The 14,714-nt window shown below is 42.9% G+C and carries 13 protein-coding genes and 3 tRNA genes; 12 read left to right on the top strand and 4 right to left on the bottom strand.

Annotation, left to right across the window (positions count from 1 at the left end):
* The first annotated feature begins 202 nt into the window (after positions 1-202).
* The 5 genes from V6E90_RS10665 to V6E90_RS10645 all read left to right on the top strand — a co-directional run bounded on the left by V6E90_RS10665 (position 203) and on the right by V6E90_RS10645 (position 5,069).
* Positions 203-1,198, top strand: coding sequence for a tripartite tricarboxylate transporter substrate binding protein (locus V6E90_RS10665; protein ID WP_332605291.1), 996 nt, complete (start codon positions 203-205; stop codon positions 1,196-1,198).
* Positions 1,199-1,293: 95 nt separating this feature from the next.
* The gene (locus V6E90_RS10660) at positions 1,294-1,737 is read left to right on the top strand and encodes a tripartite tricarboxylate transporter TctB family protein (RefSeq protein ID WP_332605290.1); all 444 of its coding nucleotides are present in this window, start codon (positions 1,294-1,296) and stop codon (positions 1,735-1,737) included.
* A gap of 14 nt (positions 1,738-1,751) precedes the next feature.
* On the top strand, positions 1,752-3,251 hold the full coding sequence (locus V6E90_RS10655; protein WP_278493554.1) for a tripartite tricarboxylate transporter permease: 1,500 nt from the start codon (positions 1,752-1,754) through the stop codon (positions 3,249-3,251).
* 82 nt (positions 3,252-3,333) lie between these two features.
* On the top strand, positions 3,334-4,368 hold the full coding sequence (locus V6E90_RS10650; protein WP_332605326.1) for an AbrB family transcriptional regulator: 1,035 nt from the start codon (positions 3,334-3,336) through the stop codon (positions 4,366-4,368).
* A gap of 35 nt (positions 4,369-4,403) precedes the next feature.
* Complete coding sequence (locus V6E90_RS10645; RefSeq protein WP_332605289.1) at positions 4,404-5,069, top strand: hypothetical protein; 666 nt, start codon at positions 4,404-4,406, stop codon at positions 5,067-5,069.
* A 47-nt stretch (positions 5,070-5,116) separates the two neighbouring features.
* Here V6E90_RS10645 and V6E90_RS10640 read toward each other — a convergent pair.
* From V6E90_RS10640 to V6E90_RS10630, 3 genes are all read right to left on the bottom strand, one after another.
* Positions 5,117-5,193, bottom strand: a tRNA-Arg gene (locus V6E90_RS10640).
* A gap of 45 nt (positions 5,194-5,238) precedes the next feature.
* Positions 5,239-5,315, bottom strand: a tRNA-Arg gene (locus V6E90_RS10635).
* Between the two features lie 11 nt (positions 5,316-5,326).
* Positions 5,327-5,416, bottom strand: a tRNA-Ser gene (locus V6E90_RS10630).
* Positions 5,417-5,676: 260 nt separating this feature from the next.
* Between V6E90_RS10630 and rnr the strand changes: the two genes are divergently transcribed.
* From rnr to V6E90_RS10605, 5 genes are all read left to right on the top strand, one after another.
* Positions 5,677-8,112, top strand: coding sequence for a ribonuclease R (gene rnr / locus V6E90_RS10625; RefSeq protein ID WP_065343291.1), 2,436 nt, complete (start codon positions 5,677-5,679; stop codon positions 8,110-8,112).
* A gap of 45 nt (positions 8,113-8,157) precedes the next feature.
* Positions 8,158-9,015, top strand: a complete 858-nt coding sequence (locus V6E90_RS10620) for a VanW family protein (RefSeq protein ID WP_065343290.1) — start codon at positions 8,158-8,160, stop codon at positions 9,013-9,015.
* 91 nt (positions 9,016-9,106) lie between these two features.
* A complete protein-coding gene (locus tag V6E90_RS10615) occupies positions 9,107-11,146 on the top strand; it encodes a M3 family metallopeptidase (protein ID WP_332605288.1) in 2,040 nt (679 codons plus the stop codon).
* Between the two features lie 38 nt (positions 11,147-11,184).
* Positions 11,185-11,391 (top strand): YheV family putative metal-binding protein, encoded by a 207-nt coding sequence (locus tag V6E90_RS10610; RefSeq protein ID WP_016542854.1) that lies wholly within the window; start codon positions 11,185-11,187, stop codon positions 11,389-11,391.
* Positions 11,392-11,401: 10 nt separating this feature from the next.
* A complete protein-coding gene (locus V6E90_RS10605) occupies positions 11,402-11,857 on the top strand; it encodes a hypothetical protein (protein ID WP_332605287.1) in 456 nt (151 codons plus the stop codon).
* Positions 11,858-11,903: 46 nt separating this feature from the next.
* Here V6E90_RS10605 and V6E90_RS10600 read toward each other — a convergent pair whose 3' ends face one another.
* The gene (locus tag V6E90_RS10600; RefSeq protein ID WP_332605286.1) at positions 11,904-12,818 is read right to left on the bottom strand and encodes a DMT family transporter; all 915 of its coding nucleotides are present in this window, start codon (positions 12,816-12,818) and stop codon (positions 11,904-11,906) included.
* A gap of 117 nt (positions 12,819-12,935) precedes the next feature.
* Here V6E90_RS10600 and V6E90_RS10595 point away from each other — a divergent pair, with 117 nt between their 5' ends.
* Entirely contained in the window at positions 12,936-13,715 is a 780-nt protein-coding gene (locus V6E90_RS10595; protein ID WP_016542851.1) for an AraC family transcriptional regulator, read from the top strand.
* Between the two features lie 91 nt (positions 13,716-13,806).
* The gene (locus tag V6E90_RS10590; RefSeq protein ID WP_332605285.1) at positions 13,807-14,694 is read left to right on the top strand and encodes a DMT family transporter; all 888 of its coding nucleotides are present in this window, start codon (positions 13,807-13,809) and stop codon (positions 14,692-14,694) included.
* Positions 14,695-14,714: the final 20 nt, after the last annotated feature.

The following is a 14,714-nucleotide window of genomic DNA, read 5'->3' as shown; positions in this document are numbered from 1 at the left end:
TAGAAAAATTATATTAAAAAAAAGAATCTCTACAACCCAGACGATAATGCTAACCTTTTTACACACCTTTTAAACCACTTAAAATAGAGAAGAGTGGAATTTTAAATCTTCTTGTATTACCCCCAATAATCAAGCAATGACGCTTAGATAAAATATGTGCAGTTTGCATATTAAAACAATGATGAATGGAGACATATTAAACATGTTAAGAAGAGTTACCTTTACCAGCACTTTAATCATTTTAGGCTTAAGTCTTACAGCATGTACAAAGAATAAGACGGTCACTGGAGAACCCAAACGCCCTGAATGTATTGCACCTGCGAAACCTGGTGGTGGCTTTGATCTCACCTGCAAACTCACTCAAAATGCGTTTAAGGAAACTGAGCTCTTAAGCTCTCCTATGCGTGTCACTTATATGCCGGGTGGTGTTGGGGCTGTTGCATACAATAAAATTGTTGCCAATGATCCTGGCAATAACAATGCCATCGTCGCTTTTTCAACTGGCTCACTTCTGAATCTAGCCCAAGGAAAATTTGGACAATACAACGAAAAAGATGTTCGCTGGTTAGCTGTAGTCGGAACTGATTATGGGGTCGTTGCCGTTAATGCAGAATCGCCTTATCAGAATTTGAATGACTTGGTCACAGCCCTACAGAAAGATCCAAAATCTGTCAGTTTTGGTGCTGGCGGTAGTGTCGGTGGTCAAGACTGGATGCAGACAGCGATGCTTGCCAAAGCAGCAGGCGTTAACCCTAAAGAGATGACCTATATTGCATTAGAAGGCGGTGGTGAAGCGGTAACCTCTGTTCTAGGTAATCATATCCAAGTGGTTAGTGCTGGCATTGCAGAAGTAATTCCACATGTCAAATCTGGAAAATTGCGTGCGCTTGCCGTGTTCGCACCAGAACGCTTACCCAATGCACTGGCTGATATCCCGACCGCAAAAGAACAGGGCTATGACATCCAATGGCCAGTGGTACGGGGGTACTATGTCGGCCCTAAAGTCAGTGATGAAGCCTATCAATGGTGGAAAACCGCTTTTGAAAAAATGATGGCCGACCCTAAATTTGCCAAATCCAGAGAGCAATTCGATTTACTCCCGCTCTCCATGACAGGTGAAGAACTCGATCAGTTTGTTATGCAGCAAACCAATCAATTACGTGTCTTATCTAAAGAATTCGATCTCATCACCCAATAATCCGAAAACAATAAAAGTATTTTGATCACGCATCTTCCGTGGCAACAAGATCGGATCGAAATACGCCTAAATCTGAATGCAAAAAGGAATATTTTATGTCCGTGGAAAGGATTTTTGCAGGGACTTTAGGCCTCGTCAGCCTTGGTCTTCTATATTTGGCTTGGAGCTATGTCGCCCCAATCGCTTATGACCCACTAGGTCCGAGACCCTATCCTGTCCTGCTGTTAATACTTTTAATTTTAGCTTGTCTTTATCTAACCTTTAGGCCTCAAAAACTAACTGAGCAAATTGATCTCGGCTATACCGCCGCTGTGCTGAAGAAAATCGGTGTCATGATGTTATTGATGCTGATGTATGCCCTGACTTTTGAATGGTTAGGCTTTCCAATTGCAACTGCATTGATGTTCTTCACTGTCGGCATGCTGTTTGGAGGAAGTCCAAAGGCCTCCGCCATCTCAGGCCTTATTTTTGGCTGCCTATTCTACGGTTTATTTGATTACATCTTGGATGTGCCATTACCACTCGGATTTTTGAGTTAATCAAGGAAGAATAAATGGATGTTTTTGAATATTTAATCTATGGTTTCCAAGTCGCACTGACACCACAAAACCTATTGATCGCGCTGATCGGCGCATTTATCGGGACCATTGTGGGTTTATTGCCAGGACTGGGGCCAATTAACGGCGTAGCCTTGCTTCTCCCTTTTGCTTATGCCCTTGGCTTACCACCCGAAAGTGCACTGATTCTTCTTGCAGCGGTCTATTTAGGTTGTGAGTTTGGTGGACGAATTTCTGCAATTCTGATTAATGTGCCTGGAGATGCCGCGGCCATCATGTCGACCATTGATGGCTATCCTCTCGCCAAACAAGGTAAAGCAGGGATTGCACTTTCGCTTTCAGCCATGAGTTCATTCATTGGTAGCATGATTGCCATTTTCGGTATTATTTTATTTGCTCCTCTTTTAGCCAAATGGGCCATCGTGTTTGGTCCAGCAGAATATTTCGTACTAATGGTTTTTGCCTTGACGTGCTTAAGTGGCCTTGTCAGTGATCAGCCGATTAAAACAGCTATTTCCGCCTTAATCGGCTTACTTTTGGCCACGGTTGGTGTAGATGCTGTTACTGGCGTGTACCGTTTTACTTTTGATTCCGTTAGTCTCAGTGATGGCATTCAATTTACCACGATCGTGATCGGCTTTTTCAGTATCAGTGAAATCCTGATCATGCTCGAAAAAACCAGTATTGGGCAGAAAGCCTTAGGTCAAGGCAAGCGTAGTCTATTTAATCTCAAAGAGTTTAGTTTCACCATCGGCTCAACCATTCGCAGTTCATTCTTAGGCTTCATTGTTGGCATTTTACCTGGTGCTGGCGCAACCATTGCCAGTGCCATGGCATATACCAGCGAACGTAAACTTGCAGGCAAAGACAGTAAATTTGGTGATGGTGACTTACGTGGTATTGCCGCCCCTGAAGCTGCAAACAACGCATCTGCCTGTGGTTCATTTATTCCAATGCTGACCTTGGGAGTACCTGGTTCTGGCACAACCGCGGTAATGCTAGGGGCCTTAACCTTATACAACATCACGCCTGGGCCACAACTATTTACCGAACAGCCAACGATTGTGTGGGGCTTGATTGCATCGCTCTTCATTGCCAGTGTGTTATTGCTATTGATGAATATTTCACTGGTTCGATACTTTGCCAAGCTGCTCAGTGTCCCCAATTTTATTTTACTTCCTGCAATCGCAGCAGTGAGTTTTGTAGGTGTCTATGCGATTCATAGCACCATGTTCGATCTGATTCTGATGGTTGCACTCGGTGTGTTTGGCTATATTTTACGTAAGCTCAACTTCCCGCTTTCAGCACTTATTCTCGGGTTTGTGCTTGGCGAACTCATGGAATCGAGTTTGCGTCGAGCGCTGTCTATTTCCCAAGGCGAACTCTCTATCCTATTTGACGGTTACATCACTAAAACACTCTGGATTCTCGCGGGGATCATGATTGTTTTACCACTCATCCGCTGGTTACGCAGTCGTCAGCAAGTGAATTCATAGTCATGCATTCAGCCAATAGCGATCATAGATGACTATTGGCTTCTACCCGCGTTCTATTCATCCTTTATCGGCGACTGTGTTCATGATCTACCTCAAATATATTTCGAGTCTAGCGATTGCCTTCATCGGTGCACATCTTGCCGAATGGTTACATCTCCCCCTGCCTTGGCTACTCGGACCTTTATTTATTACGGCTATACTCAAGATTAATCATGCCCCTATTGAATGTCATCACAGCGCACGCAATATTGGCCTGTCCATTTTAGGGCTAACCCTCGGCCTCTACTTTACCCCACAAATGATCCAGCTCATTGCAAGCCAATGGCATATCTTATTGTTGGGTCTTCTCTTTGCCCTCTGTTTAGGTGGTGTAGGTTCTGTCATCTTATATCGTTGGGGCAAGGTAGACTTTAAAACAGCCTGGTTTGCTTCGGCTATTGGTGGCGCAAATGAGATGTCGAATTTAGCCGAACACTATCAGGCGCGTGTTGATAAAGTCGCATCTGCTCATACCTTACGTGTATTAATGGTGGTGGTCAGCATTCCCTTTTTTTATCAATTTATGGGATGGCACGGTATTGATCAGAGCACCATGAGTCGCCATAGTGATGTTGATGGTTACGGTCTTGTACTGTTAGCCTTTTTAGCTTACGTAGCCAGTCGTATTTTTCAATACTACAAACTCCCCAATCCTTGGACTTTTGGCGCATTATTGGTTGCAATTTTACTGACAATGCAAGATATTCACCTCTCGGCAATACCGACACCAATCTTGCATTTAGGCCAAGTGTTACTGGGTTGGTCATTAGGAAATAAATTTAAGCCTGACTTTTTCAAGACTGCACCTCATTATTTAACTGTTGTGGCTTTAAGTAATCTAGGTGCGCTGTTACTGACCGCCTTGCTCGCCTATGGTATCAGTTTCTGGACCGATATTCCTTTGCCCACACTCGGTTTAGGCCTTTCCCCAGGAGGCGTAGCCGAAATGGCATTAACCGCCAATGTATTACAGCTTGGTGTGCCAATAGTAACCGCATTTCATGTAGTCCGCATGGTTGGCGTACTCGGGACGGTCGGCTATCTTTATCGATTATTTGAGCACAAAACAGAAAGGTAAAATCTAGCTAAAATAGCTCAAACAAAAGGAAAAAAATGCAAAGAACTATTTTCGAAAGTAATACCGAAGAAGACAGCATTACAGACCACTTTAAATATGCCTACCTCTGTTTTCTTTTTTCTTTCATCATTTTATTGATTTTTGGCTCGGCGCATCAAACGGCCTTACACCAAGCTGATCTTGCAAGAAACCACGCATGGAAAATCTCAAGCCAACACATCAACTCGACCAACGAAGCCTATATCCGTCGTGAGCGAGTCGGAGCATCACTCATCCTTCCAACGAGCAACAATCACACTTTAGTCATGCAGTGTGATGTCAAATTAATGAAGTTATGCCAACAAGAACTTAAACAGCCCACACAAGCAATTCAAACTATCTATTATTATCAAACGATACCAATCGAAAACAACCCACCCGAATATCAACTCAAAGCCATTGACTATCTGGATCTAAAAGGAAATTTAATTCATTTAAATTACAATGAAATAGCACCCAATAATCCGATTGCAATGCAAAAGCACAACTGGAAACTGTGGATCATCACATTCATTGGCGCTTGGCTATGTTTGTTGATTGTTTTTATGATTTCTACTTTATTAAAGATATTTTCAAAAAAAATAAAAGTTACGCTGATTGCTTTACTTGGTCTGTATTATATTTCAAGCCTTTATGAAAGCTTGATGATTTATATCTCCTAAAATTCAGGCACAAAAAAACCGCAATTAAGCGGTTTCTTCTATTAAGTTGGTGCGCTCAGAGAGATTCGAACTCCCGACCCCTTAGTTCGTAGCCAAGTGCTCTATCCAGCTGAGCTATGAGCGCATTACTTATGTGCCTATTCAGGCGTGTGTTACATTAATCTTTACTTGGTGCGCTCAGAGAGATTCGAACTCCCGACCCCTTAGTTCGTAGCCAAGTGCTCTATCCAGCTGAGCTATGAGCGCTTTAAGTAAAGTGGCGGTGAGAGAGGGATTCGAACCCTCGATACAGTTACCCGTATGCATCCTTAGCAGGGATGTGGTTTCAGCCACTCACCCATCTCACCGTAACACGAGCGCAATAATACAAACTAAAACCGTATTACACAAGGGATGTTCCTGTTTTTTTCTTCTTTTTCAGTTCAATCAAATACTTTTTAATCAATTTTCGCATTTTTTCAGCATTTTTTAGCGCTACGCTTGTTAATATAGGCTTATCTCCTTTATTTAGATCGGCACAATAAACAGAATCTTGCAATCTTTGACGTGCAGTTAGAGTTTGAATGACTTATGCTAAACCGATCTGCCAGATGTGAAATGAAACGATATGACTAAAAATTGGGCCGATCCCGAAGCAAAAGCAGAAGCGCAACGTTACGATAATCCTATTCCTAGCCGAACTCTTATTCTAACTACACTAGAACAATTACAAACTGCACAATCTCATGCAGAACTGGTCGATCACTTTAATATCCCCGATCAAAAAAGTATTGATGCCTTGAACCATCGCTTAAGCGCCATGGTTCGCGACGGACAATTGATGAAAGATGGTTTTAAATACCAGCCTGCAACCGATTTACCGAGCCATGAAGCAACGGTCTATATCAATAGTAAGGGCCTAGGCACGGCTAATATCTCAGGTCAGGATGATATCTTGTTACCTGAACGTGAATTACGTCTGGTGTTTAATGGCGATCGCGTTAAAGTCCGTCAAACCTCTGTAGACCGTAAAGGTAAAGCTTGGGGCTTTATTACCGAGGTGGTACAACGTCGCGTCAAACAGATTATTGGTAAAGTAGCGGAACATGAAGGTGAATACTTTATTCAGCCGAGCAATCCGAATCAGCATCAACCAATTACCCTTGAAAAAGAATTGATTCAACACGCCAATGCCAAAGTCGGTGATATGCTGCGTGTTGCGATTGATGACTACCCGACCCGCGAAGAGCTGGCGACAGGTCACATCATTCAATCGATGGCAGACAAAGCCGATACCGAGATTATTATTCCGCAGACCATCTTAGAGTTTGGTCTACCTTATGAATTCCCTGAAGCCGTCATTAAAGAAGCTGAAAGCTTTAAAGAACCTTCAGCAAAAGACCTGAAAGGACGTGTCGATTTACGTGATTTGCCATTGGTCACTATTGATGGTGAAGATGCACGAGACTTTGACGATGCCGTCTTTGCAGAAAAACGCGCAGGTGGTGGTTACCGTGTTGTGGTGGCAATTGCAGACGTGAGCCATTATGTCCGTTTAGATTCGCCTTTAAATGAAGAAGCTGAAGAACGTGGTACATCGGTTTATTTCCCACACTTCGTTTTGCCAATGCTGCCAGAAGCGTTATCGAATGGGTTGTGTTCTCTGAACCCACATGTTGACCGTTTATGTATGGTCTGCGATTTAAAACTGTCACGTGCAGGTAAAGTCACAGGTTATGAGTTCTACCCTGCGGTGATGCATTCAAAGGCACGTTTGACTTATACCCAAGTCGGTCAATATTTTGAAGGCGCAACAGATGCGATTCCTGAAGATAAGAGCATTCATAAATCACTGAATACCTTATTCCAACTGTATCAAACGCTGAAAGAATTGCGCGCCAAACGTCATGCCATGGAATTTGAAACCATTGAAACCTACATGACCTTTGATGAGTTGGGCGGCATCAAAGAAATCTTGCCACGTACTCGTAATGATGCGCATAAACTGATTGAAGAATGCATGTTGTTGGCCAACGTTGCCGCAGCTGAATACGCATTAGAACACGATATTCCGATGTTGTATCGTGTGCATGAGGCACCTGAATTCTCGCGTATTCAAAAAGTGCGTGATTTTGTCAAATTGCTTGGTTTGCCATTCCCAGAACAACCCACTCAGGCCGATTATCAGGCGGTGATTGAAGCAACCAAAGATCGTTTAGATGCACCAAGTATCCATGCAGTGCTGTTACGTTCGATGATGCAAGCTTATTATGGTGCAAACAATGCAGGACATTACGGTCTTGCTTACGAAGCTTATACGCATTTCACTTCACCAATTCGCCGCTACCCAGACTTATTGTTACACCGTGCCATTAAAGCCTATCTAGATAAGAAAGTTTACCCATTGTCTGGTGCCGCTTTAGATGATGCAGGCGAGCATTTCTCTCAAACTGAACGTCGTGCCGACGAAGCTTCACGCAGCGTGACCACTTGGTTGAAATGCCATTATATGCAACAGCATTTAGGCGATGAGTTTGTGGGTGTAATTAGTGCCGTAACAGAGTTTGGTCTATTCGTAACGCTCAAAGACCTGTACGTGGATGGTATGATTCATGTCAGCCAGCTCGGTGAAGACTTCTTCCTGTATGATCAAGCCAGCCAAAGTTTGATTGGTCAGAATCGTGGACAGTCATTTAGTCTCGGCGATGAAGTCAAAATTCAAGTGGCAGGCGTAAATCTGGAAGAACGTAAGATTGACTTCCAACTGGTACAACAGCTGACACATTTGGGGCGTGTAATTCGTCAGAAAGCACCACGTACTGCGAATCCTTCTAGTTCGAAGCGTGCTTCAACAACTGAAGAAGTATTTGGCAAACAGCCTTCTACTCAATCTAAAGTCAGTGAAGATGGTGAGAAGCCTGTACGCAAGAAAAAGGATAAGAACAAACCAAGTTCTTATAGCAAAAAGCCAGCTAAAAAAGCATCTGCTAAGCCTGATACGAAAGAAAAGGCCAAAAAGAAAGTGAAAAAGAAAAAGTCGAATGCGAAAGCAAAACAGGACTAATTCAGGTGAGGGCAAGTTCAGTCATGGACTTGCCCTGCTTTAACAATGCAATTCATTCGCCTTTTGTTTAAAAAACCAGTCAGCCAATATCACCCTGCCCTTTATTTCATCATGATTTGGATACGGCGAGGTCTTCGTTATGTGCAATGGAAAATGGATGGTCGCCAATATGCCCAAAGCTTTGACTCGAACCCATTAACATTTAGAGTGAAGAAACACCAATCTGTCCTGATTCGTAAACTTGGTGACAGCGAACAGCTTTGGCAGAAAAATAAAGTGATTAATTTAAAAATCGCAAGTAAAAAAATTTCTACTATTTTGATTAAACCCCAAGAAACCTTTTCTTTCTGTCAGCTCGTTGGTTTACCAACTATCCAACAAGGTTATGTTGAGGGTATGGAGCTTAGTTTTGGACAAGCTCGTGGCGGGATTGGTGGTGGAATCTGTCAAATTGCGAATTTAATTCATTGGCTGGTACTCCATAGTCCATTGCAGGTCATACAGCGTTCACAACATTCTTTTGATCCATTTCCAGATCAGGGGCGAGTTCTACCTTTTGGAAGTGGTGCTGCTATTTTTTATAACTATGTTGATTATCAGTTTTATAATCCAACAGAATATACGTTTCAGATCAATCTCTGGTTTTCCCAAAAATGCCTTGAGGGTGACTTACGTTGCTCAGATGATCTAGGTTATATTTATCATGTCTTTGAACAAAAACATCGTTTTATTAAGATAGGAGCAAACTACTATCGGCAAAATGAAATCTGGCGACATAAAAAAGAAAAATACAAAAGTGGTGAAATCCTTGAAACAGAATGCATGACTAAAAATTTTGCCAAGGTCATGTATGAACCAACCCACATTGATGCAATGTTTACCTCACTTGAGGAAATAGATTAATCCTATAAGATTTGCACAATCAGCCTTGATTTCTCCCCCGCTAAGCCCTACATCTATAACTATGTTTAAAGATGAATATGGCAAAAATACAATGACACTCCAACAAGCGACGCTTCCCGTTCCTCAATTTGATCAAATTCAACTTGCCGATTTAAAACAACAGATTGAACAGACCATTCAAAACGGTCAAAACTTCTTAAATCAACTCAATGAAGTTCCGCAAAGCCCTGAAGCCCAACTGGCAACCTTGGCAGAAGTCGACCAACTTGAAAATAACATGAGTGAATCGTGGGGCATTTTGTCGCATCTCAATGCCGTGATGAACAATGCGGAAACCCGTGAAGTGTATCAAGCGCTGTTACCGAGTTTAAGTGAATACTATACCCAGCTTGGCCAACATACGCCGCTGTACCAAACCTATCAACAGATTCATGACAGTGCCGTATTTCAAACGTTGAACGAAGCACAACAAAGTGCGATTAAACTGACGTTACGTGACTTTAAACTGTCAGGTGTTGCGCTTCAGGGTGAAGCCAAAAAGCGTTATGCCGAAATCTCAGCACGTTTATCACAACTGTCTTCGGACTTCTCTAACCATGTACTCGATGCAACACAAGCCTACTTTAAACCTTTAACCGAAGCGCAACTCAAAGGCCTGCCACAAAGCAGTGTTGAACTGTTAAAACAATACGGACAACAGCGTGAGCTTGAGCAAGCCGTTGCCACACTCGACTTCCCTGCCTATTTTGCGATTATGACCTATGCTGAAGATCGTGAGTTGAGAGAAGAGCTGTATAAGGCCTATGTCACTCGTGCCTCAGAACAATCTGATAAAACTGAATTTGACAATACCCCAGTGATGGAGGAAATCCTGAGCTTACGTCAAGAAATGGCGCAACTGCTTGGTTTCAACAACTTCGCTGAATATTCCCTTGCCAGCAAAATGGCACCTGATGTTGAAACCGTAGATAAATTCTTGGTTGATCTGGCAGAGCATGCGCGTACCCCAGCACTGGCTGAAATTGCAGAATTGAAAGCGATTGCACAACAAGAGGGTATTGATGAACTCAAACCTTGGGATGCAACCTACTATTCTGAAAAGTTAAAACAGCAACAGTTCAATCTTTCTCAAGAAGCGCTTAAACCATACTTCCCTGCACCAAAAGTGGTACAAGGTTTATTCCAAATCGTACAACGCCTTTACGGGATCCAAATTATCGAACGCCAAGCCCCTGTGTGGCAGAATGATGTGCGCTATTTCGAAATTGAAGATCAAGGCCAAGTGGTTGGTGGTTTTTACTTTGATTTATATGCCCGTAACGGCAAACGTGGTGGTGCATGGATGAGTGGTTTCCGTTCTCGTGTACAAACGGCCACAGGTCTACAAAAGCCAATTTGCTATATGGTGTGTAACTTTACCCCACCGATTGGTGATCAACCTGCGCTACTCACTCATGATGAAGTGATTACTTTATTCCATGAATTTGGTCACGGCCTACATCATATGCTGACTGAAGTAGATAACATCTCGGTTGCAGGTACGCACGGCGTGGCATGGGATGCGGTGGAATTACCAAGTCAATTTATGGAATTCTGGGCCTGGGACAATGAAAGTTTAGATGTACTCAGCGAGCACACTGAAACTAAACAGACCTTACCGCAAGAATTGCTATCTGCATTATTGAATGCACGTTTCTTCCAATCAGGCATGCAAACCTTGCGTCAGATTGAATTTGCGTTATTTGACCTGAGTATTCACCGTCAAGCACCGGCCTTAAACAGCCAGCAAATCCAAGCCACACTGGACGATATTCGCGATAAATTTGCCGTGGTTCCTGCTGTACCCTATAACCGTTTCCAACACAGCTTCAGCCACATTTTTGCAGGTGGTTATGCTGCTGGTTACTACTCTTATAAATGGGCAGAAGTTTTAGCCAGTGATGCTTTTGATCGTTTCGAAAGCGAAGGTATTTTTAATACCGAGACTGGAAAAGAGTTTAGAAAGTTTATTCTAGCAGTTGGCGGAAAAGATACAGCGCTTGATGCGTTTCGCAATTTCCGAAAAAGAGAACCAAAAATAGATGCATTATTACGTCATCAAGGTTGGACGAACACCGATAAAACCGCTTAAACTACGTCATTATTGTTCACAGGGTGTAATTAACTGACATGAAAAGACAGTTCATCGCGGGCGCAAAATGCCCGAAATGCGGGGCCTTAGATCGTGTCGTTAAAATCATCACTGTGGATGACGAGTGGATTGAATGTATCGAATGTGCTTATAGTGAAAAACGCCCAACCCACGTGGAACCGGCGCAACCTGCTGAGCCAGATGAAATTGGGGTGATACAATTCAAACCTCGTCATTTTGACTAGAAGGTTAAAAATGATGTCCACATACCAAACAGAAAATTCCAAATTATTATGGATGATAATTGGTGGAATAAGTGTTGTCGTGGTGCTGTTCCTTGCTGTGCAATGGTTTTTAGCTCAAAAAGATCAGCAAGCCACAATCTCTGTACCTGCTCAGCCTGTTGCTGAAAAAATCGTTGCTCCAGCATCCACTGAAGCAACGACTCCAGTAGATGAAGTGACGACGGCGAGCAGTGATGTCGCTGCTCCGATTCAGTTGGTTGAAGAGTCGATTGTGAAAGCACCGCTGCCTGCAAATGATAGCCTGGCGAAAGAAGAGATAGCCAAACTGGATGATATTCATCAACAACTGCAAGACCAGCAACATGATTTGAAACAGCAGAATAGCGATGTAGATACTTTACTCAAGCTAAAAGAAGATCAAATCAAACTTTTAGAAGCCCAGATTGCGGCTCAAAATCATTCTTAAACCAAAAAAGCTTTAACCTCGGTTAAAGCTTTTTTTAGCTGTATTTTTAATCTAAAATTTGTTTAGAGGCTGATTTAAGTTGAAGCGGCTTCTGAATGGTTTGTGCAATCAAAATTCCGATTAAAGTTAATCCGCCACCAATGTAGTGAAACATCTGCAAATGCTCGCCCAGCAAAGCCACTGCAATCAGCGCCGTAAATAAAGGTAATAGATTCATAAAAATACTATTACGATTCGGCCCTAAATGTCTCACCCCTTCTATCCATAAATAAGACAACAATACCGAAGAAAAAATACTGGCGTAAACAATCAGTGGAATGGTCTGTTGGTTCAGTTGCATCTGCGAAGCGGGCAAAAATATAAAAAATGGCAATACATAAACAATGGCGAAACTGGATTGTACAAAATTCGATTGCCAAGCAGGGATCGGCATTTTCCAACGTTTCAACAACACACCATATAAGGCATAGCCTGCTGCCGCAATGAGCATCAAACCATCACCCAAATGTACGCCTTGCTTCCAGATATCGGTAATTGAACCATGGCTCAGCAAATACAAGATGCCATAAAAAGATAAAGCACCTCCGAACAACATGCCATAGCTCAGCCGATCTTTCAGCATCACGCTACTTAAGATCATGGTCAGTAAAGGAATCAAGGCCGTGACAATCGCCATATTGGTGGCTGTGGTGGTGGATGCTGCCTGATAAGACAAGAACTGGAATAGAGACACGGACAGAAAACCACCCAATGCCAACTGTTTCCAATACTGCTTGATGGAGTGTCGATTGTTCCAGACCGGAATCAGCACAAAGGTACTCATCACAGCGAGCGCCAACACCAGACGATAGAACGTAATGGCTACAGGCGAAATGGCATGGCTGGCCATTTTAGACACCACCACATTGCCCGCCCAGAACAAAATGGCAAATAAGGGATAAAAATAAGCTTTCTGAAACATACGCTAGACCTATACATTGCGAGATAGATCATGCTAAAAAATAATCAATTCGTTGTTTCTCGACAATAAGACGATTACTATCGAAAAAAAGACAATCTATACAGGATATGTTTCAAGATGGGAAAAAACTTTGAACATGGATTCTTAGATTATCCAGTCTATGCTTTTTCAGAAAACTATCCGCATGGACATATTGAAGATTGGCATAGCCACGATCGAATCCAGTTGATTCATACCCTATCAGGCGTGATTCGAGTACAAACCCATGAAGGGATCTGGATTACCCCACCTGGACGTGGCGTATGGATTCCTGCGCATAAACCGCATGCCTTACTCAGCAGTGGAGATGTCAAAGCCCGAGGAATTTTTATAGAAACCTCAGCACACACCTATCTCAATTCAGAATGCCGTGTTGTTGCCATTCCTGCTTTGCTACGAGAGCTGATGAGTAGTGCAATGCAGATCAAAACAGCCATCCAGTCTGAAAGTCGTGATGAAAGACTGCTGCAACTCATTCTGGATGAAGTGCGCTTATTACCTGCTTTGGCTTTTAATTTACCCGACCCTCAAAGCCCCAAGCTTTTGCAACTGTGCCAAAGGATTAAAGACAACTTGGCCTTGGACTGGGGACTCGAAGATACGGCGCAGCAACTGCATATCAGCAGTAAAACACTGGCACGACATTTTCAAAAAGAAACTGGACTGCATTTCTCGCACTGGGTTCGTCAAGCCAAACTGATGCAAGCCATGATTGATTTATCCCTGAACAAACCCGTTTTAAATGTGGCCTTAGACTTGGGCTATGACAGTCCAAGTGCCTTTAGTGCCATGTTTAAGCGTGAAACCAGCATGACCCCAAGTGATTATCTTAAACAATTCTCTGACGCATTGAGTTGAGCGTCCTAAGCATAGATTGAGTGAAGAATCTCATTCCTTTCATCCTTACAGCAGCATAAAATAAGCGTAATCTTCCAATACCCGAATCGCTATGGATGCTCAACCCACCAATCGCAACCTGATGCTGGCGATTGGTTGCCTTACCCTTTCTGCGCTGCTTTTCTCCGTGATGGGCATTTGTATTCGTTATGCTTCACATACAGTTGATAACTACACCATTGTATTTTTCCGCAATGTAGTTGGGTTGATCCTGTTTTTGCCTTTTATCTTCAAGCAAGGAACCCGTTTTGTAAAAACAGAAAAACTGTGGATGCATACGTGGCGCAGTATTGTTGGATTGGCGGCCATGTATGGCTTTTTCTACGCGATTGCACATTTAAAACTCTCCAATGCGATGGTCTTTACCTATTCTTCCCCGATTTTTATTCCATTGATTGCTTGGCTATTTCTCAAAGAAAAAATCACCACGGCAATGCTCTGTGCTGCGGGCTTGGGTTTTATTGGGGTGTTCTGTGTCGCCAAGCCTGATCAAGGCTTGTTAAACTGGATTTCTATTGTCGGGATCAGTTCTAGCCTGTTGGCCTCGATGGCCTTTGTCACCGTGCGTGCCCTCACCCAAACTGAACCGCCTGAACGGATCGTGTTTTATTTCTGCTTGATTGGCTCTTTGTTGTCAGTGATTCCGATGTTTTGGGTATGGCGACCTTATCATTTACAGGAATTACTGTTTTTGATTGGTGCGGGCGTACTGGCTAATGTCAGCCAAATTTTTATGTCGCATGCCTACCGTCTTGCCCCTGCTGGACAGATTGCACCCGTCAATTATATTGCGATTATCTTCGCAGGCCTTTGGGGCTTTTTACTGTGGAATGAAGTGCCTGATTTATATAGCGTGATTGGTTTTGGCATTATTCTCTCAGCGATTTTGTTATGTAGCCCTCTGACACAAAAAGATAAGAAATGGCATTTCAAAGGTTAAGAATATGTCATTCTTTTTGA

Source organism: Acinetobacter sp. ESBL14 (assembly GCF_036668815.1).
GTDB classification, from domain to species: Bacteria; Pseudomonadota; Gammaproteobacteria; order Pseudomonadales; family Moraxellaceae; genus Acinetobacter; species Acinetobacter gyllenbergii.
Note: the sequence above shows the minus strand (reverse complement) of the source record. Positions and strands in the feature narration are given on the sequence as shown.

Excerpts from the sequence above, each read along its gene's own strand:
- V6E90_RS10665 (WP_332605291.1), top strand. The coding sequence starts at position 203 with ATGTTAAGAAGAGTTACCTTTACCAGCACTTTAATCATTTTAGGCTTA.
- V6E90_RS10660 (WP_332605290.1), top strand. The coding sequence starts at position 1,294 with ATGTCCGTGGAAAGGATTTTTGCAGGGACTTTAGGCCTCGTCAGCCTT.
- V6E90_RS10655 (WP_278493554.1), top strand. The coding sequence starts at position 1,752 with ATGGATGTTTTTGAATATTTAATCTATGGTTTCCAAGTCGCACTGACA.
- V6E90_RS10650 (WP_332605326.1), top strand. The coding sequence starts at position 3,334 with ATGATCTACCTCAAATATATTTCGAGTCTAGCGATTGCCTTCATCGGT.
- V6E90_RS10645 (WP_332605289.1), top strand. The coding sequence starts at position 4,404 with ATGCAAAGAACTATTTTCGAAAGTAATACCGAAGAAGACAGCATTACA.
- rnr (WP_065343291.1), top strand. The coding sequence starts at position 5,677 with ATGACTAAAAATTGGGCCGATCCCGAAGCAAAAGCAGAAGCGCAACGT.
- V6E90_RS10620 (WP_065343290.1), top strand. The coding sequence starts at position 8,158 with ATGCAATTCATTCGCCTTTTGTTTAAAAAACCAGTCAGCCAATATCAC.
- V6E90_RS10615 (WP_332605288.1), top strand. The coding sequence starts at position 9,107 with ATGACACTCCAACAAGCGACGCTTCCCGTTCCTCAATTTGATCAAATT.
- V6E90_RS10610 (WP_016542854.1), top strand. The coding sequence starts at position 11,185 with ATGAAAAGACAGTTCATCGCGGGCGCAAAATGCCCGAAATGCGGGGCC.
- V6E90_RS10605 (WP_332605287.1), top strand. The coding sequence starts at position 11,402 with ATGATGTCCACATACCAAACAGAAAATTCCAAATTATTATGGATGATA.
- V6E90_RS10600 (WP_332605286.1), bottom strand. The coding sequence starts at position 12,818 with ATGTTTCAGAAAGCTTATTTTTATCCCTTATTTGCCATTTTGTTCTGG.
- V6E90_RS10595 (WP_016542851.1), top strand. The coding sequence starts at position 12,936 with ATGGGAAAAAACTTTGAACATGGATTCTTAGATTATCCAGTCTATGCT.
- V6E90_RS10590 (WP_332605285.1), top strand. The coding sequence starts at position 13,807 with ATGGATGCTCAACCCACCAATCGCAACCTGATGCTGGCGATTGGTTGC.